The 21,120-nt window shown below is 32.1% G+C and carries 11 protein-coding genes; 5 read left to right on the top strand and 6 right to left on the bottom strand.

Annotation, left to right across the window (positions count from 1 at the left end; translation table 11 throughout):
- Nucleotides 1-54: 54 nt before the first annotated feature.
- The 5 genes from fabV to WG951_RS16405 all read left to right on the top strand — a co-directional run bounded on the left by fabV (nt 55) and on the right by WG951_RS16405 (nt 4,650).
- Entirely contained in the window at nt 55-1,242 is a 1,188-nt protein-coding gene (gene fabV, locus WG951_RS16385) for an enoyl-ACP reductase FabV (RefSeq protein ID WP_105048010.1), read from the top strand.
- Nucleotides 1,243-1,337: 95 nt separating this feature from the next.
- Nucleotides 1,338-1,817 carry a hypothetical protein gene (locus tag WG951_RS16390; RefSeq protein WP_105048011.1) on the top strand — a complete coding sequence of 160 codons (480 nt, stop codon included), beginning with the start codon at nt 1,338-1,340 and terminating at the stop codon, nt 1,815-1,817.
- Entirely contained in the window at nt 1,810-2,181 is a 372-nt protein-coding gene (locus WG951_RS16395) for a glyoxalase (protein ID WP_105048012.1), read from the top strand. Before WG951_RS16390 ends, WG951_RS16395 begins: the two co-directional genes overlap by 8 nt.
- A gap of 295 nt (nt 2,182-2,476) precedes the next feature.
- Nucleotides 2,477-3,625, top strand: coding sequence for a hypothetical protein (locus WG951_RS16400; protein ID WP_146105245.1), 1,149 nt, complete (start codon nt 2,477-2,479; stop codon nt 3,623-3,625).
- 68 nt (nt 3,626-3,693) lie between these two features.
- Nucleotides 3,694-4,650, top strand: coding sequence for a hypothetical protein (locus WG951_RS16405; protein ID WP_146105246.1), 957 nt, complete (start codon nt 3,694-3,696; stop codon nt 4,648-4,650).
- A 14-nt stretch (nt 4,651-4,664) separates the two neighbouring features.
- Here WG951_RS16405 and WG951_RS16410 read toward each other — a convergent pair whose 3' ends face one another.
- From WG951_RS16410 to WG951_RS16435, 6 genes are all read right to left on the bottom strand, one after another.
- Entirely contained in the window at nt 4,665-5,876 is a 1,212-nt protein-coding gene (locus WG951_RS16410) for a threonine/serine ThrE exporter family protein (protein ID WP_105048015.1), read from the bottom strand.
- Between the two features lie 90 nt (nt 5,877-5,966).
- A complete protein-coding gene (gene purL, locus WG951_RS16415) occupies nt 5,967-9,638 on the bottom strand; it encodes a phosphoribosylformylglycinamidine synthase (protein WP_105048016.1) in 3,672 nt (1,223 codons plus the stop codon).
- A 171-nt stretch (nt 9,639-9,809) separates the two neighbouring features.
- Nucleotides 9,810-11,858 carry an endonuclease gene (locus tag WG951_RS16420; protein ID WP_105048017.1) on the bottom strand — a complete coding sequence of 683 codons (2,049 nt, stop codon included), beginning with the start codon at nt 11,856-11,858 and terminating at the stop codon, nt 9,810-9,812.
- 64 nt (nt 11,859-11,922) lie between these two features.
- A complete protein-coding gene (locus tag WG951_RS16425; protein ID WP_105048018.1) occupies nt 11,923-14,133 on the bottom strand; it encodes an endonuclease in 2,211 nt (736 codons plus the stop codon).
- Nucleotides 14,134-14,210: 77 nt separating this feature from the next.
- Entirely contained in the window at nt 14,211-15,422 is a 1,212-nt protein-coding gene (locus WG951_RS16430; protein ID WP_105048019.1) for an RsmB/NOP family class I SAM-dependent RNA methyltransferase, read from the bottom strand.
- Nucleotides 15,423-15,553: 131 nt separating this feature from the next.
- Nucleotides 15,554-21,070 (bottom strand): T9SS type A sorting domain-containing protein, encoded by a 5,517-nt coding sequence (locus WG951_RS16435; RefSeq protein WP_340914722.1) that lies wholly within the window; start codon nt 21,068-21,070, stop codon nt 15,554-15,556.
- Nucleotides 21,071-21,120 lie beyond the last annotated feature (50 nt).

Below are 21,120 nucleotides of genomic sequence, written 5' to 3' on the forward strand. Positions count from 1 at the left end.
TAGATTACTTCGTCATACTTCCTAGTAATGACGAAGTAAACAAAATAAACAACCATGATTATAGAACCAAGAACAAGAGGATTTATCTGTTTAACATCGCATCCAGTAGGTTGTGAGCAAAATGTGATCAATCAGATAGAATATGTAAAATCAAAAGGAAAAATAGAAGGCGCTAAAAAAGTACTCGTCATAGGAGCTTCAACAGGGTTTGGGTTGGCTTCAAGAATATCGAGTGCTTTTGGTTCTGATGCAGCTACAATTGGAGTTTTCTTTGATAAACCAGCAACCGAAGGAAGACCAGGTTCACCAGGTTTTTACAATACAGCAGCTTTTGAAAAACAAGCAATTGCAGCAGGTTTATATGCAAAAAGTATTAATGGAGATGCTTTTTCTAACGAAATAAAAGAGCAAGTTGTAAACTTAATTAAAGAAGATTTAGGTCAAGTAGATTTAGTAATTTACAGTTTAGCCTCACCAGTAAGAACACATCCTGTAACAGGAAAAAGATATAAATCTGTTTTAAAGCCAATTGGCGATGTTTTTTCTAACAAAACAGTAGATTTTCATACAGGTAAAGTATCAGAAATTTCTATCAATCCGGCAGAAGGAGAAGATGTAGAAAACACCATAAACGTAATGGGTGGTGAAGATTGGAAAATGTGGATGGACGCGTTACAATCTGAAAACTTATTAGCAGAAGGAGCTACCACAGTTGCTTATTCTTATATTGGCCCAGAAGTAACAAAACCAGTATATAGAAACGGAACCATTGGTGCTGCAAAAGATCATTTAGAAGCAACAGCTTTTACAATTGCAGACGATTTAAAATCGATCGGTGGTAAAGCATTTGTTTCTGTAAATAAAGCGTTAGTTACCCAAGCAAGTTCTGCAATTCCTGTAATTCCTTTATATATTTCTTTATTGTATAAAGTGATGAAAGCAAAAGGGATTCATGAAGGATGTATCGAACAAATTCAGCGTTTGTATAGTGAGCGTTTATTTGGCGGAGATTTAGCCTTGGATGAAAAAGGAAGAATTAGAGTTGACGATTGGGAAATGAGAGAAGATGTTCAAGCAGAAGTTAACAAACTTTGGAAAACAGCAACTACAGAAAATTTATCTGAAATAGGAGATTTAGAAGGATATAGCAACGATTTTTATAACCTTTTTGGTTTTAAAGTTGATGGAGTAGATTATGATGCTGATGTAAATGAAGTGGTAAACGTACCTAGTATTCAGTAAGAATTTTATCCCGCGATAGCGGAATTTTAAATATAAACCTCACAGATTTTACTTTGTGAGGTTTTCTTTTTTATCTTGTAAAAAAAATATCCTAAATGAAGGCTGTTACTTTAAAACAATTAAAAGATGAGCTCTCTTATAAATCTGCAGATGAGTTAAAAGAATTGTGTTTACACTTGTCTAAATTTAAGAAAGAGAATAAAGAATTACTTACGTATTTGTTGTTTGAATCTGATAATGAAGAGCGATATATACAAAGTGTAAAAGACCAAATGGAGGTGCTTTTTTCTGAAATAAATACCAAGAGTTATTTTTATATCAGAAAAAGTGTGAGAAAGATTTTAACACTCACTAAAAAGTTTATTAGGTATTCTAAAAAGAAAGAAACAGAAGTGGCATTACTGCTTCACTTTTGCCGTCTTTTAAAAGAATTTAAACCTTCTATGAGGCAGAGTGCAAGGTTGTTGGCAACTTTTGATAGGCAGGTGCTTTTAATAAAAAAAGCAATAGCTACTTTTCACGAAGATTTACAGTATGATTATCAATTAGAACTAAACGAATTATTAGATGAATAAGAAAGAAAGACCCATTTTATCGGATTTAGTAAACGCAGGAACTTCTGAGATGGAAAAGTTTCAAAACGAAGTTTTAAGGCCAGTTATAAAGATGCAACATGCTTTGTTAATTAGTTCATTTAAAAACTATCTTCTAAAAAGAAAAGTTGATTTTGCTGTTTTACCAGATAAGAAAAAGAGAAGTAAAGTAACGGCTATTTATAAAACAGACAATAATTATAAAAACTTTACTTTGGGTGTAATTATTGGTCATTTTTCTACGGATGAATTTGCTTTTTATAGTGATAATTCATCAGAAATTAATAAAAGAATTTTACAAATAACGGCTCAAAGAATTAAAGATAGTATTTTGGAGGTTGTATAAAAGATTACAGTGACTAATTAATTTTTTATCATAATGTTAATTAGTAATAATTAGAGGAAATTGTGAATGATGACGAAAAAATAGCAAACTCATATTTATTGAGTTTAGGGTTTCAAAAATTAGAATTTGGTAAAGACTTTTTCAAATTTACTTACTTCAATTTCCTTAAAAAAAATAGTTGATCTCATAAACCACTATCTCCCAGAAGATAAACACCTTAGCAATAATTATGAATAAAGCATTATACATAATAACAATTATTCTTTTAGTAAGCTCTTGTAAAAAAGAAAAAAGAATGATTGAGAAAATTGATTTTACAACAGAATATAAATTTTCTAAGGAAATAGAGACTAAAGTAGCAAAAGACACTATATCTTGGAAATATCAAATTTCGGCTTCTGATTATGCAACAAAAGGTGATTATAGAAATGCTTTAATTCAATGGGACTTGGCTATGGGAACAAAGGATCGAAAATTCACAGAAAATCAAGTAGATTCTATAAATAAAAAGTACTCCAAAGTTAAAGCAACAGATTATATTTTTGAACTTGCAAAGAAAAATCAAGTGATAATTATAAACGAAGCGCATCACAATTCTTATCATCGAGTATTTACAAAGTCACTTCTTCAGGGGCTATTCGATAATGGATATAAAAATTTAGGTTTAGAGGCATTAGGAAATGGAAAGTATTTAGACACATTACTTAATAATAGAAAATATCCTATTCTTAAAACAGGTCATTATATAAAAGACCCACAATTTGGGAATTTGGTTAGAGATGCTTTAGAGATTGGATATAATTTATTCGCATATGAAAGTGTAGAGGATGTAAATGGAAAACTTAGAGAAATTGAGCAAGCAAAAAATATTGAAAAAGTAATAAATGCGAAGCCGAATGAGAAATTTTTAATTCATTGTGGTTTTGATCATGCTTCAGAAGGAATGCATAGCTATTGGGAAAAAGCGATGGCGGGAAGATTTACAGAATATACAAACATAAATCCTTTAACTATTAATCAGGTCGTTTATAGTGAGAAAAGTAAATCTGAATTTAATAATCCTTTGTTAAAAGCTTTAAAGATTAAAGAATCGTCCGTTTTAATTGATAAAGATAATAATCCGTTTAGATATGAACGTAGAGAAACGTGGACTGATATCGCTGTTTTTCATCCGAATACAAAATACGTTAATAATAGACCTGGTTGGTTATTTAAAAACGGTAATGAAAATGTTTCAATTGATTTAACAGATATAAAAATTGAATTTCCTGTGATGGTTTTAGCTTTTAAGAAAGGAGAAAATATAGATTTAGCTGTTCCGGTTGACATAACCGAAGTTCAAGAAAAAACAGAAAAATGTAATCTAGGTTTAAAAAAAGGAATTTATGAAATTGTAGTAACAAATGGAAAAGAGTCATTTAAATTTGAAAAAAACTTGAAATAATTAGATCTAACTCGGAGTACAAAAGACGCAATTTCCCAAAACATAAACACATTTACTATAATTACCAAATGAATCACGCTCTAAAAATAACATCTCTACTCTTTATTTTGATATTTATTTCTTGTGGATATCAAAAAACGGAGGAAGATAAACATCCCGAAATTCCAATTTTTCCAGAGCATACAAACAATAAGATATCTATTAAACAATTCGCTATTAATTTAATTGATATTAAATACAATGAGAAAAATTTATTTGCCAATAACGAAAATGGTGATTTGATAATTTTAGATAGAAAATTTAATATAATAAAAGAATTAAAGGTTCCTAATAATTACATTAGTAAAGATGGAACTATTTATTTTATGCAACCTAATGAAAAACCTGAATTCATTGAGGTTTATAAAATGTCTATTGAAAATAATTTCAAAAAAGAAAAATTAAAGAATTTCATCATCAATTCTAGAGAACCATTTACAATCAGAGATTCTTTAAATGTTGTTTATAAGCGTAAAATAAATGATAAATACAATACTAAAATTAAGAGTCATATAGATAGTTTAGTTCATGTTGTTTATCAAAAAGAAAATAATTTAGTTTCTGATAAAATAAAAAAATTAAAACCGAATCTAGTTTCAATTTATCCATTATCAAATTCAGTAAGTGTTTTAAAATTCAAAGACAAAGAATTCGCTTTATATACAAGGTATGATCATACAGGTGAGTTTAAGGATGTGATAGAAAAAACACGCCTTAATGGATTAAATCCTATTTTAAATTTAGAAAAAAGTCCAAAATCATTTGACAAGGTTGTTTTAGGTAATTCATTCTCTGGAAATCATTACGTTGGTGGTTATACTCCTTATGGCTACAATTATGTAGAACTTTCATTACATAACGAAAAAACAAAGTTTAAAGCAAAAAACTCAAACAATGGGAATGGTGTAAATATTTTATATGAAAGCAAGGACACGATTATCCTAAAAGATTTTGAGAAATTGTATCATATAACATTAAAGAAATAACGATTAGTTTTCAACTAGTTTTTTCTAGGTTTTCTTTCTCTAAATGTTCCCGCAAAAAGAAGTCCTCCAATAATACCCATTAAAATAAAAGCTACTTGTTCAAATAAATTTGCAGAACCAGTAGTGGTAGATGGGTTAAAAAAGGAGTTACTTAATCCCATAAAAGATTTACTTCCAGGAACAAGCATAATAACACCTTGAATTAAATAGACCGTTTTTGGTGTTTTAGAAATTCTACCAAATAAACGACTGACTCCTACAACAACCAATGTTCCAAAAAAAGTACTTACTAAAACTCCGTATCCAGATAATAAAACAGTTGTAAAAAAGGCAGATGCTCCTGTAAGTACTCCAAAAAGCATGTCTTTTTTTCGTACTTGAAAGATTGGTAAAAGAGCAATTGAAAATATAGGAACAGCACAAAATATAGTCCATTTTGGCATCGAAGATACATGATAGGTTAAATCGATATCTACCAAAGAGGTCATTAATGCTAAGCCTAGTAATACACCAAAAAATTGTTTAAATAGTAAGAGGATAGAGTCGAAAAGTTTTGCACCTCCAGAAACTAAACTTTTAGATGTTATTTCTTCTAAAGCGGTTGTAATTGCTAAACCAGGAATAAAAATAATAATGGAAGCAATAATGGTTAAACCTAAGTTAAAGGTAGGAAAAACTAGAGTTAAAAGGCAGCAAATAATGGTTACCACTAATGCGCTTAAAGATTCGAATACATTTTCTATATATTTAGATTTTGTAGCTAAATAAACCAAAAGGTATATTAACCCTCCTAATAAAATAGAAAAAGCAAAAGAAATCCAATTGGTACCAATCATAATACTAAAAGAACCTGCTCCAAAAGCATAGGCCAACGTTAAGTAATAATGATTTACTATTTTAGTTTTAGAGTGAATAATTTTTAATTCATTACTTATGGAGTCGTTATCAATTTTTAAATCGATAACCTTATTGGTTAACTCTGCTATTCTAGAAAATGCCCCTAAATTTAATGATCCAGGAGGAATACATTCTATATAATTATAAGAATTTTCATCCTCATAAAAAACATAATTAATCCATGTAGGGGAGTCCATAAAGCTACCCGTAAAACCTTGTGTTTTAGCAACTTCTGTTAGGTAGGTTTGGATTTTATAGGAAGGAATACCGTAAATATGTAACGCTTTTCCAAGCTCAATTATAAAATAATATTTTTCTGGAACTTTCATTTGTACTAATTAAAGAGGGCTATTTTATGTATTATTAGCGCCAAAAAAAGGGCTTTAAAAAAGCCCTTTTAGATATACTTTTTTATTAAATTATTTAGTCAACCAATTTTTAGCATTTACAAATGCTTCTAACCAAGGTGTAACTTCATCTTTTCTTCCGTCAGGATAGTTTGCCCAATTCCATTGAAAAGTAGAACGTTCTATATGTGGCATTGTAACTAAATGTCTTCCAGATGTATCACACATCATAGCTGTGTTAAAATCTGAACCATTTGGGTTATTTGGGTATCCTTCATAACCATATTTAGCAACAATATTATAATTTTCTTCAGCTTCAGGTAAGTTAAATTTACCTTCTCCATGAGAAATCCAAACACCTAATTCTGTGCCTGCTAAACTAGATAACATTACAGAGTTGTTTTCTTGTACTTTTACAGAGGTAAAAGAACTTTCGTGCTTTTGAGAATCATTATGACCTAATTTTCCATGTACTTTATGCTCTGGATTAATCAATTCTAATTCCATCCATAATTGTGCACCATTACAAATACCAACAGATAAAGTATCTTCTCTTTTAAAGAAATTCTTTAAAGCAGTGTTTGCTTTTTCGTTGTATTTAAATGCTCCAGCCCAACCTTTAGCAGAACCTAAAACATCAGAATTAGAGAAACCACCTACAGCACCAATAAATTGAATGTCTTCTAATGTTTCACGACCAGAAATTAAATCTGTCATGTGTACATCTTTTACATCAAAACCAGCTAAATACATGGCATTTGCCATTTCTCGCTCTGAGTTTGAACCTTTTTCACGAATGATAGCAGCTTTAGGTTTGTCTTTTCCTATTACAGGTAACTTTCCTGTAAAGTTCTCTGGGAATTTATAGGTTAAAGGTTGCTTTTTATAGTTATCAAAACGATCTTGAGCTAAATTATTAGCGGTTTGTTTTTGATCTAATAAGAAAGAAGTTTTATACCAAACATCTCTCATTTCAGCAACATCAAACGTAAAGTTATCTTCACTATTTTGAATATTTACAGTTTCTGAATTGTTAGCAGTACCAATATTGAAAAATTCAATATTATTTTCTGATAAAATTGTTTCTACAGAAGCATCTGCTTGAAAAACAATTCCAGAGTTTTCTGAGAATAATACTTTTATAGAATCCTCTTCATTTAATGCAGAGATATTAAAATTGGCCCCTAAATTAACATCAGCAAAACACATTTCTAATAAAGTTGTAATCAATCCTCCAGAAGCAACATCGTGTCCTGCAGTAATTTTATCAGCTTTAATTAAGTTTTGAATGGTGTTAAAAGTATTTTTAACAAAAGTTGTATCTTTTACATCTGGAGCTTCATTTCCAATAGTATTTAACACTTGGTGAAAAGAACTTCCTCCTAATTTAAAGTCATCCTGAGAAATATTAATATAATAGATGTTTCCTCCATCAACTTTTAAAAGAGGTTCTACAACTTTACTAATAGCGTTACAGTTTCCTGCAGCAGAAATAATAACCGTTCCTGGAGCAATTACTTCATCATTAGCATATTTTTGCTTCATTGATAAAGAATCTTTTCCGGTAGGTATATTGATTCCTAAATCGATAGAAAAGTCAGAGACAGCTTTTACAGCTTTGTATAAACGAGCATCTTCACCTTCGTTTTTACAAGGCCACATCCAGTTTGCAGAAAGCGATACGCTTGTTAAATTTTCTTTTAATGGTGCCCAGATTAAGTTTGTAAGAGATTCTGTAATGGCATTTCTACTACCGGCAGCAGGATCTATTAATGCAGCAATAGGAGAGTGGCCAATAGAAGTGGCTACACCTTCTTTACCTTTGTAATCTAAAGCCATTACACCAACGTTGTTTAACGGAATTTGTAATGGACCAACACATTGTTGTTTGGCAACTTTACCACCAACACATCTGTCTACTTTATTTGTTAACCAATCTTTACAAGCAACAGCTTCTAATTGCAAAACTTGTTCTAAATATACTTGTAAATTTTTAATTTTATATCTCGAATTTTTATAATTTCTAGTAACAGTTGTATCTGTTAAAACCGTTTTAGGAGAAGAACCAAACATATCTTCTAAAGCTAAATCCATTGGTTTCTTACCTGTAGATTTAGATTCAAAAGTAAAACGGTCGTTTCCTGTAACTTCACCAACATCATAAATAGGAGAACGTTCTCTATCTGCAATTTTATGTAAAGTTTCTAAATGTTTTTCAGCAATTACTAATCCCATTCTTTCTTGAGATTCGTTACCAATAATTTCTTTTGCAGATAAAGTTGGGTCTCCTACAGGTAATTTGTCTAAGTCGATTTTACCACCAGTATCTTCTACCAATTCTGATAAACAATTTAAATGTCCACCAGCCCCATGATCATGAATAGAAACAATAAAGTTTTCATTGCTTTCTACCATACCACGAACTGCATTAGCAGCACGTTTTTGCATTTCTGGATTAGAACGTTGAACAGCGTTTAACTCAATACCAGAAGCAAATTCTCCTGTATCTGAAGATGAAACTGCAGCTCCACCCATACCAATTCTGTAGTTTTCACCACCAAGAATTACAATTTTATCTCCTTCTTTTGGCGTTTCTTTTAAAGCTTGTTCTGCTTTTCCGTAACCAATTCCACCAGCTTGCATAATTACTTTATCAAAACCTAATTTTCTAGGTTTAGAAGAGCTAGAAGATGAATTTTCTTCATGCTCAAAAGTTAATACAGAACCCGTAATTAAGGGTTGTCCAAATTTGTTACCAAAATCAGAGGCACCATTTGATGCTTTTATTAAAATATCGATAGGTGTTTGGTACAACCAATCTCTAGCTTCAAATTTATGTTCCCAATATCTGTTTTCTTCTAAACGAGAATAAGAAGTCATATAAACAGCTGTACCCGCTAAAGGTAAAGAACCTTTTCCTCCAGCAAGTCTATCTCTAATTTCTCCTCCAGAACCGGTTGCTGCTCCGTTAAAAGGCTCAACTGTTGTAGGGAAATTGTGTGTTTCGGCTTTTAAAGAGATTACAGATTCAAATTCTTCTGTTTGATAAAAGTCTGGTTTGTCTGCCGTTTTAGGAGCAAACTGTTCTACTTTAGGACCTTTTACAAAAGCAACATTGTCTTTGTAAGCAGAAACAATATCGTTAGGAAATTGTTTAGAGGTTTCTTTGATTAACTTAAATAATGATGTTGGCATTTCCTCTCCATCAATTACAAAAGTTCCATTAAATATTTTATGTCTACAGTGCTCAGAATTTACTTGGCTAAAACCAAATACTTCAGAATCTGTTAATTTTCTTCCGATTTTTGTAGCAACACCTTCTAAGTACGCTACTTCTTCGTCGCTTAAAGATAAACCTTCTAGATTGTTGTAGGCTGCAATATCTTCAATTTCTAAAATGGCTTCTGGTTGAATATGAATGTCAAATGATTCTTGATGTAAACCTTTGAATTTTTCAGAAATCATTGGGTCAAAATCAGAAAAATCTTCTGTACAAGCTGTAAATTCTTCTATTCTTATGATATCTGAAATCCCCATATTCTGAGTAATTTCTACAGCATTGGTACTCCAAGGCGTAATCATTGCCGCTCTTGGCCCCACAAAAAAAGCATCAATTGAGGTTTCTTCTATTTTTGGTTGATCTGCAAATAACCAAGTTAATTTAGCAATCGTTTCTGTACTTAATTTTTTTGTTGTTTGAACAGCAAATACTTTACTGTCTATCTTTCCAAAGAAATGAATCATTATTGTGTTTTATTTGTGTGTTGTTGTAAAAATGCAAATTTACTTTTTTTCATCTTAATTCTAATGAATTAATTCAGTGAAATTTAAGAGTTATTCACGTGGTTATAAACCATAAAAAAAGACGCCTTTTGTAATAAAAGGCGCCTTTTTTTTATAAAAATTAAAGTGAGCTTAATTTTTTATCAATTTTTTAGTAATAGATTGATTCTCAGAATATACTTTTATTAAATAAACACCTTTAGAAAAGTTAGAAATATCGATACTATTTTTTGAACTTGAAATTTCTGTAGATTTTACTAGTTTTCCTAAAGCATTATAAATGTTTACGTTAACGTCATCAATGGTATTAAAGTAGATTTTGTTTCCAGGTACTGGATTTGGATACATTTTAAAAGAATTAAATAGATCTTCTTCTGTACTTAATGTAGAATAGCATGTCCAGGTTAAATCATCTATAATAACTCGTTCGCCGCCAGCGCTAGAATCATTTATAACAACAATAACATTTCCAGAAATTTTAATATCCGAAATTGTTGTTGTTTCAATTTCGTCACCATAAGGTAATGTCCCTACTTTATTTCCGTTCACTAAAACATCTAAAGTGCCTGATCCTCCGGTAAAAGCACGTTTAGTTGAAGCCGTTAAACTTCCTATTCCGTTTGCAAATGTAGATGAAGTAAGTGAGCCTGTTTTACTATCTCTAACATCAAGGGTAATTGCTCTTTCATTTAATGTTTGATCTGTTCTAGCTGATGTAGCGGTCCATTCTAAACCATTATCGCCGGTCCAGATTCTAGTAGAATAAGAACTACTGTTGGCTGGTATCAAATCAAAAGTTTCAGAACCACAAGATGTACTTGTGTTTTCTTCAGTTGTAATTCCTTGCACAGCTATAGATTGTTCAGACTCATTGTTAGCAATATCTTTTGCAGAAATTGTTACATTATAGGTGGTTGAAGCCGTTAAACCTGTAGCTTGATAGGTTGTAGTTTGTGTTGTTCCGTTTAAGATTCCGTTTATATAAATACTGTAGCTAGCTACACTAGAATTGTCTGTAGAGGCTGCCCAATCTATTTTAAAACCAGTACTTATTTCACTAGAAATAATAATGCTTGTAGGTACCGTAGGTGGCGTTGTGTCTGCTAAAGTGGTAGCTTCTACTTTTGCCGATTCTGCAGATTTGTTATTAGCAATATCTTTTGCTAAAACTGTTATACTATATGCCGTATTAGGGGTTAAATTGGTAAGTGTATAAGTTGTATTTTTAGTTTCTCCGTTTAAAGTTCCGTTTGCAAATACCTCATATTTTGTAACAGCTTCATTATCTGTAGAAGCAGTCCAAGTAGCATCGATACTAGAAGTTGTAATATTATTTAGTGCAAGGTTTGTAGGTACTGTAGGTGCTTCTTCATCTGGAGTTAGGTATAGTCCCCAAGAATCTATTGCATTTTCTCCTCCCCAAATTCTTGTAGCTAAATACGCATTGTCTATAAAAGGGTTTCTATTTCCTTGTGCGTAAGTTTCATTAGAATCGTGGTAGGTATTTCTTTGGCGTTCAAAATCAGATACAGGATCTTCTACATTCCATTCTAAAAATAGGTCGATCATTTCATCGTCAGGGCCAACAAGGTTTCCGACACCAACAGTCGTTGGTTTACATTGGTCTCCATAGCGGATGTACATATACATCATCATTCTTGCAACATCTCCTTTCCATTCATCTCCAGGGTACCAACCACCAGAAACAGGACCCGCATTACCAGAACCATCTGCAAATTTTAGACTTCCTCTTTGGCTATTAAAACTTACATCAGACGGACGTAAATGATGTGCATCTGAACCAGGACCTGAAGTACCTAAATTGGGGTTTCCTAAAGATTTAGCGTAGGTGTGTTCTCTATTCCAATCTGTACCAGAATTACCACCGTTTAAATTTTGACTTCTAGATCTGTCGGTAACATAGTTTCCGTCGTTATCGTTATATCCATAAATAAGTAAAATGTTATTTGCATTAGAAGGGTCTTTGTCTGTAATCTTGCTAGCTTCCCAAATACCAGGTGTATAGCTTAAAAGGTTTGTGTGTGCCGCAATTGTTTTTATAGCCAACTCATCTTTTAAATCAAAACCAGACTTTGTTAAATCAACATCTGAATAATAAGGTTGTTGTGCAGAAACGATGAATGTAACTAATAGAAACGCTAAGAGTACTGTTTTTTTCATTTTTTTGAATTTAAAAAACGACTCGTTTCCGAATCGTTTTTTGTTAAAGTTTAATTGTAAGAAGTTAGTTTTTTATTAATTTCTTTGTGATAAATTGTTTGCCAGAATTAATTTTTACTAAATATACTCCTTTAGATAAATCTGAAATATCAATATTGTTTTTACTTTTGTTTATTACTGATGTTGATATTAATTTACCCAATAGATTGTATATGTTAATTTTTGCATCTTCTGTAAAACTAAAGTAAATTCTGCTTCCGTTTGTAGGATTTGGATACATTTTAAAAGATTCAAAAATAAAGTTTTTTGTATTTAATGTTGTTGTGTGGCTACCAAAACCGTCAACAGTATTTGCAGGGAAAGGTGTCCATTCACCTTGTAAATCAAAAGCGATATTTGGTGCGGTGATATTTCCATTTCTTCTAAGTGTTTTATTTACAGCAAAATTAGCACCGTTACCAAATTCTCCTATAATATCTATTAATACATCGTCTTTAAATAAACCGATGGCATCATTACCTGTAAAGTTTACGGGTTGCCCCCAATTAGTTTCTTCAATAACTGGTTGTACCAAATCTACCTGACCGATGGTATTTGTTGTTGAGTAAGGTTGTAATTCTGGGTAAGAGTTCTTTCCATTTCCTATTACAAAAACATCTCCAGGAACAATATTTTTAACAGTTCCACTATTTAGTGCTAAAGGAGAAACCCATACACCAGTACCATTTCTGTCTAGTTTTATTGTATAACCAGATAAATTGACTGTACCTCCTGTTAAATTAACAATTTCTAATGCTTTGTTTGTTCCTCCGTCTCCTTCAAAATATTCTGAGAAAAATAACTCTGATGCAACGCCTCCAGAAGCTCCGTCTGTTGTAGTTGCATTTACAGCAATACTTTGTGCCGATTTGTTATTGTCTTTGTCTTTTGCTAAAACGGTTACGTTATAAGTTGTAGATGTTGCTAAACCAATGAGTGCATAATTAGTTGCTGTAGTAGTTGCTTTAAAAGTTCCATTAACAAAAACATCATAACCAGTTACTTTATTGTTGTCTGAAGAAGCAGACCAGTTTATGTTAAAAGAACTATCTGTGATGTCTGTAATGGTAACATTTGTAGGTACTGATGGAGGTGTGGTATCTGCCAAGGTTTTCCCTGTAACCACGATACTTGCTTCAGATTTGTTAATTAAATCTTTGGCAATTACCTTAAAATTGTAAATTGTATTTGTTTCTAAACCTGTAATAGAGGTAGAGGTAGCTGTTGATGTTTGTTTTGTTAAAACATCATTAACATACACTTGATATTGTGTAACACCAATGTTATCTGTAGAAGCAGACCAAGAAATATCTATAGATGTTAACGTGGTGTTGCTTAAGGTAACATTAGTAGGTGTAGTAGGGGCTTCAGTATCACTGTTTTTATAAATTCCCCAAGTATCTTCTGCATTTTCTCCTCCCCAAATTCTGGTAGCCAAAAAAGGGTTGTCTATAAACGGATTTCTATTTCCTTGTGCATAGGTATTTGAAGTATTTTCATGATACGTATTTCTTGCTTTTTCAATGTCTGAAACAGGGTCTTCTCTGTTCCATTTTAAGAATAAATCAATCATATCATCTGGCGTAAACTGTGTGTCTCCAACACCAACATAAGTAGGTAAACATTGGTTTCCATAACGCAAGTACATATACATTATAATTCTAGAAACGTCTCCTTTCCATTCGTCTCCCGGATACCAACCTCTTGTGTCTGCACCATCAGGACCATTGTAAGTAATAGAAGAGCGCCCCGAGTTTCCACTACCTAATGCAAATTTGTAGTTGTTTCTTTCTGAATTTCTATTTTTATCTGCGGGTCTTAAGTTATGAGCGTCAGTCCCAGAACCAGGGTTGTCTGTTATTAAACTTGGTTCTGCAAGCGATTTAGAAAATACATGTTCTCTATTCCAAACAAAGTTTGCGCCAGTTCCTGCATCTTGTAAAGAGTTGTCTCTAGTTCTATCATTGGTAGCATCTTGGTCAGAACCATTTTCCCAACCATAAATTAAAACAACATTGTCTGGTTCATCGGTATCTCTATCTGTAATTTTAGAAGCTTCCCAAACACCAGGTGTATAGGTTAACATTTTAGAATGCGTACTAATAATTTTTGTAGCTAAAGCTTCTTTTAAAGCAATGCCTGTTAATTGTAAATTTACATCATCATAATAGTCTTCTTGAGAAAATGAAATAAAAGATGTAATTGTTAAAAATAAAAGAAGTAGTTTTTTTACCATGTAAATTGAAGTTAAATTAAAAAATAAATCTTTTCTTTTTCAGCAATTACACACTACATCAGCAAAAATATAGCGTTTTATTTTTTTTCTAAAAGTGCCATGTAAAATCCGTCGAAACCAGAAATGTGCGCTAACACTTTTTTATCAGAGACAAAAGTAAAGTCTTTTCCTGCTTCTGATGTTAAGAAATGATTAACTTGTTCTTGGTTTTCTGATGGTAATACAGAACAGGTTGCGTACACCATTTTTCCACCAGGTTTAACCATTTTAGAATATTGTTGTAAAACGTCTTGTTGTATTTTTTTTATATTTTCTATAAATTCTGGTTGAAGTTTCCATTTAGAATCTGGATTTCTACGGATAACACCTAAACCAGAACATGGAGCATCAATTAAAACCCTGTCTGCTTTACCATGTAATTTTTTAATTGGTTTTGTAGAATCAATTACGCGCATATCTATATTATGCGCTTTGTTTCTTTTTGCTCTAACCTTTAATTTACGCAATTTACTTTCGTAAATATCCATGGCAATAATTTGCCCTTTATTTTCCATTAAGGCAGATAAATGCAAGGTTTTACCTCCTGCACCAGCACAAGTGTCTATCACTTTCATACCTGGTTTTACATCTAAATAAGCAGCAACAAGTTGCGATGATGCATCTTGAACTTCAAAATATCCAGCATGAAAAGCTTCTGTTTTAAAAACATTGGCTCTTTCTGGCAATATTAAAGCATCTGGATGATTGGGTAGAAATTCTGTAATAACACCTTCTGCTCTTAATTTCTTTTGCAGAACATCTCTAGTAATGTTTAACGTATTGGTTCTTAAAATTACACTAGCTTGTACATTTAAAGCGGCAATTTCTTTGGTCCAGATTTCCTCACCTAATTCTTTAGCACACATTTCATCCATCCAATCTGGTATAGATTCTCTATATTTTCTAGTTTTAGATAATTCAGCAAAACGACCTTTAATTCTTCTTTCTGGTACATCACCAATTTGGTTCCAATCTGGTAATGCAATTCCTCTTAGAATACACCAAACAGAAAATAATCTCCAAATATTATCTCTATCATAAGGTGCTTTAACTTCGGCAATTTCTGCGTACAACCTGTTCCAACGAACAATATCGTAAATGGTTTCTGCAACAAATTTTCTATCTCTAGCCCCCCAACGTTTGTCTCGTTTTAGTGCCTTTTCTACAGCTTTGTCTGCATATACGCCTTCATTAAATATATCTCTAATACTATCTATAACAGCAAAAGTTAAGTTTCTGTGTAATCTCATTATTTCTTTTGAATATGGGGCACAAATGTACGAATTCTGTTTTACGAATCCTTTATTTTAAGTTGTTTTTAAATAAAGGTAAATTCTATAAAGCGGCTTCTATTTTTAATAGGTAAGAAGCCGCTGTGCTATTACTCAATTACAACTTTTTTATTCATTGTACCTTTATCTGTATTTACTTTAACAATGTAAATACCTGTTGGTACTTGTTTGGTGATTTCTAATTGATAAACCTCTTTTTGTTCTTTAATAGTCCAAAGGTTTACTTTTTTACCTAGGATGTCAAATAATTCTACATTATTGATGTTTACTTCCTGGTTTTTAGATATTACAATGTTGTGGTTTTCATTATCAGCATAAATACTAGTTTGTTTGTCTAATAGAATATCATCCTCTACGCTCAGTACAGTATTTTCTGATGGTGAAAAAGCCAAAACAAATCGATTTGTATATGTACCTTCTTTTAATAGGTAGGTAGCATTGGCATCGTTTATTTTTTGAGTTTTACCTGTTAATTTGTCCTTAATGTACACATCTTGACTGATGTTATTGATTTCATCAATTTTAATATTAATAACACTATTTGCTTTTACAATAATTTCTAAAGGAACTTCTAAATCATTTGATATTTGTTGTACACCAGCAATTACGTAACTATTGTAATCATTTGGAAATTTCCAATAGAAGTCAGTAGGGTTTACATCATACATTTTAGAATCAGATCCTTTTTCGTACTCAAAAGAGTTTGCTGGATCAAAAGAAATTCCTATTTGACGGTGTAAATTGTTGCCCACAGTATTAGAATAGTTCATTCCTAATTTTAAAACAGGTAATCCTGTGTTAGATGTTTTAGCCGTTGTTTTCTTTTTACTTCTAAAAAAGACAGACTCTCCAGACTCTTTAGTAATATATTCTCTTTGGCTATTGTTAAAAACAATTTTACCACTAGTACTGTTACCTTCTATAAAAAATCCTTGACCAATTGCAATGTAAGGTTCCGGAGCTATATATTTATCAGCATAAGTAGCATCACCTGTACTAGGGGCGCAAGCTATTTGACCATCTTGATCTTTAAAAACTATTTTATCTATAAAAACACTATGTGAATCATCAATAGAAGTAAAGGTAACGTCACTACCTGTTTCTATACATAAAGCTATCTTTTTTTCGATGTAAAATCCAGCAGTTTTAGAAAATATAATTTCTTCTGTTTCTTGATTATTGATTTTAATTTTTAGCTTTTTATCAAAAAAAGATGCGTACGTTATTCTTAAAGAATCTACACCTCTAGAAATATTAGAGTATTTTATATAATCTGTGTGATTTAATGAAACTACAGAGTTACCAATACCAAGTAACGATATTTCAAATCCGGTTCCTTCAATAGCATCTTCTGCTTCAAGTGTGTAGTCTACCGGACCATTTAGGTTTGTGGTATTTGCTGCTGTACCCATTTTTTTGTTTTGAGTAGCATATCCACCAATGTAACCTGCAAAATTATGACCTGCAGTGCCATTAGGATCTTCTTCTCCTACATGTTGCCAAAAATATAATGTTCCTGTTATAAAAGCCTCGTTATCTTCTATAAACTTTCTAGCATTCATAGCAGAAGGGAAAGGGTTTCCTACCAAGTATGATTGCCCTTCACTTATTTCATTTTCAGTGGTAAAACTACCGTCATTTGGTGTTCCTGCAAAAGTATAGTTTTGTTCTTGTCCTGGTCCTTTAAAGATATAACCGTCACCTTTGTTTATAGTTCCTCTTCTATATTTATGTTCCCAATTAGATCTTCCGTTATTACCAGCAGCGTAAGTATAAATCCAGTAATCTGCTAATGAAATACCAGTTGCATTTACACTACCATCATATCCTGTAACAAAAGTAATCTCTTTAGGATCATTTGGTGTTGTACCATCTTTAAGTACCGTTGCAAGTGAATAAGTGTCTGCTCCCGGAGTGGTAACAGGAGAACTCATATAATTGTAACGATATAAACTAGGTACTTCTGATTTTTGATCTACAAATAATTGACCATTTCCGCTAACTGTACTTTCATCTGTGTGTGTTTGTACCAATTGAGCAGTAGCACCTGTTAAACGAATTTCTCCGTCTAATACAATACTATTTGTAACCACTAATAGATTATCTGTTACTCTTAATTCTTTACCTGCGTTTACTTCTAATTTTCTAGCACTAAATCTACTACTTTCATGATTGTAATATTGATGAATTACAACATAACGGGACCTGTCTGGAAAACCATTACTCCAGTTACCATTTTCTCTAACCGTTTTTCTAATTCTATGTAAACCTAATAATGTATTAGCTTCTGAATCAGAATTTTTAATTTCTGAGATTAACGGATCTTGAGGGTGTCTTTTTGCGCTAGTATCATCTAAACCATATCCAGATTGGTAAGTTGTTATAGCATCATTTATAAAAACAACCCATTCACCTTCTGTATAAGTTGCATTAGGAGCTATCGTTTCATCAATTCTTACTACAGAAGTATTGTTGGTTACATTAGAAACCACATCGTATCTGTTTTCCCAAGAATAAACCCCGTTAGCTGCAGAAAGTGTAATGATATCATTAGTAGCATCATCTAAATTTGTTAAATCATTATTAGTAATGATTGTTGCATCTGATGCTATTTCTGCACTTGTGATTATAGAATTACTTGAGTTTTTAAATAAAACAGAGTTACCAGCTTCTAGTAATGTACCAATTGTATAAGAAACATCTGGATTAACACCTGTTTGATCGCCTGTTTTATCTTTGTACAATTGTACTTTAATAGTGTTTGCAGGAATCGTTGCATTACCGATGTTGGTAATTTCAATCCATTTATCTGTACCAAATTGATATACCTGTGTAATCATAGCTTCTGCAGCTTCTGGTGTATCTCTATAATCAAGATTACCTGTACTTGGACTTGCTGGATTAAAGTCGTTGTCTTCATCACCAAAAGAATTCTCTAAAGAGGTAAGGTTTGTTACTGTGTTATTAGGGGTTACACCATCGTTTACAGTAGCTCCTGCTATTGTTGCATCATCATTATCATCAAAAGCATCGTCTAAACCATCTTTATCTGTATCCGTTCCTGATACAACATTTGCTGTATGTCCGTTTTCTGCAATATCTAAAATACCATCATTGTCTGAGTCTGAATCTAGATAATCTGGTTTGTCTGTATTGTCTGTATTGTGAGGAACAAAACCAATACCGTCAGTTTCGTAAGCATCATCGATACCATTTTTATTGATATCAATGATATCAGAACCAACTCCACTAGGAGCAATATAATTAGCGGTACTTTGTGCTTCTATATTATCTGGAATAGCATCATTATCTGCATCTATGTCTAAATAATCAGGACTATTATCTGCATCGGTATTTGTAGGTGTGTTACCTTCGTTTGCTGAAGATGGAATTCCGTTTGTTGTTAAAGAGGTTCCTACCGTTCCATCTGCAATTCCATCATGATTTGCATCAATACCACCTGTTTCTATAACATCAGGAATACCATCGTTATCTGAATCTAAATCTAAATGATTAGGAATTCCATCTCCGTCTGTATCGGGTGCACTACAATATTTTAATTCGAATAATTGCATTGTAGCAACTCTACCTGTACTATCTTCTTTACCACCTACAATTACAATTTGTTTAATAGGATTTGGTGAAGAAACAATAACACTATTGTTTGGTGCATTTGCCGCACTCGTAGTACTTACTACAGATTGATTAATAATTGTATAGTTACCTGCACTTAATGAGTTGTTTAAAACAGATAAAGGAACATTTACACCGTCTAAATTAGCAGAAATATCTGCTCTATCGCTGTTGTCTAGCCCTCCCCATTTAAACTCTAAATTATAAACTGGTTCTGTAAAAGTTATTGTATAAATTACAACACTTAAATCCGCTGCATTTTCAGGATAGAAAGATCCATTAGGAAAACTAGAGTTTTTAATTTGTGCATTAATGTAATTTCCATCTACATTATTTGTAGGACCTTGGCTTTGAACTCCGCTAGCCCATCTAGCAGAATTAGTAACTTGGTATGCAAATGTAGCACTTACACCGTTAAAGGTGTATAGATTTGTTTCTGATCCAGAAGTTGTGCTGCTTGTAGATGTATTTGTACTCGCTTGTGTAAAAGTTTGACCAAGATTAATGTAAGGAGCGTTGGTTAGACAAGCTAATTCTTCAGTATCTAAAATACCATCATTATCATCGTCTAAATCAACAATATCAATAACTCCATCACCATCTGTATCTAAACAAGAAGCAGCTCCAGAAACCGTTATTGTTAAGTTACAATTAGGGTCATCTATATCTGTAACTGTTATGGTTTTATCTAAACCATCTGCACCATCAGTAATTACAAAAACGGTATCTGTATTGTAAAAACCTGTAGTTGTGGTTGTGCCCGTTATTGTATAAGATGCACCGATTTTACTTCCTTCTAAGTTTAATGTAAATTGTAAATCGTTATTATTAGTACAAGAACCTATTAAAGTACCAGGAGACGTTAATGAACAAGGGATTGTTCCGTCTAAATTAGCACAAGTTTCAGATGAATCTTCTGGGTTTGCACAATTGGCACCACTACAATTATAGGATACGGTTGCGTCTATTGTAGCATTTTGTATTGGGGTTCCATTAAAAGTATAAGAGAAATCTAAATTTGGACCAACAATACCAGAAATGTTAGATTGACTTCCAATTTTTATATAACCTGTTTTCGATTCTGAGGTTAAAGGACCTGTAACGTCTCCGCCACCTTGTATTTTACCTTTAATATCTGCAGATCCTTCATTGTAAAATTCTCCTGTTAAATTAAAGTCTCCGTTTACCAAAAGTACACCATAATTTTTAAAAGTAGCAGTTGTTGTTCCTAAAGACAATGCCCCAGACGTAATGTTAAAGGTACCTGTATTTACAAATAAACCTTTGTTATTAAATGCACTTATTGAGGTTAGCTTGCCACAATTTACAAAAGTTGTTTCAGAACTTGTTTGAAAATTATTAGTAATAACCATTTCCTCTTGATTTCTAAAGTGGCTTAGACCAACAGATGCAGCATTTATTTCGCCACCAACATTTACTTTACCTAGATTATCAAATTCATTTATAGAAGAGGATCCAAATTGTAACGATTGGGAAATGTCTAAAACCCCTTCATTATAAATGGTGTTTTTAGCTCCGTTAAAACTAATTGTATTTGTAGCGGTTAGGGTTCCCTTACTGCTTACTGTTATATTTACATTCGCTTTAAATTGTGGGTTTTGATTAAAAATTAATTCACCATCTTCTACAATAAAAGATACATTCCCTGTAGAAGCAGAGTTTGAAATTTTTAAAGTACTTCCGTTTGAAATACAAATGATAGCTCCATCGTTAAAAGTAGCGCCTGTTGAATTAAAAATACTAATATTACCTACAATACGAGTAATACCTGATTGAAAAGTATAACCATTATTTTGATTGCTACTTAGAGTATAATCATAATTATCACATTGCGCATTAATGTTTGTAACATAAAAAAACGCAAATAAAGAAAATAGGAGTAAAGCTATGGACTTTAGTTTGAAACGAATTATCCTCGCAAATAATTTAGTTTCTTTTAGGGGGTGTGTCATTTAGAAAAATTTTAAAAGTGCTATACATATATTGTTAATTAAGCACCATT

It is taken from the genome of Polaribacter butkevichii (assembly GCF_038024105.1).
Taxonomy (GTDB): Bacteria; Bacteroidota; Bacteroidia; order Flavobacteriales; family Flavobacteriaceae; genus Polaribacter; species Polaribacter butkevichii.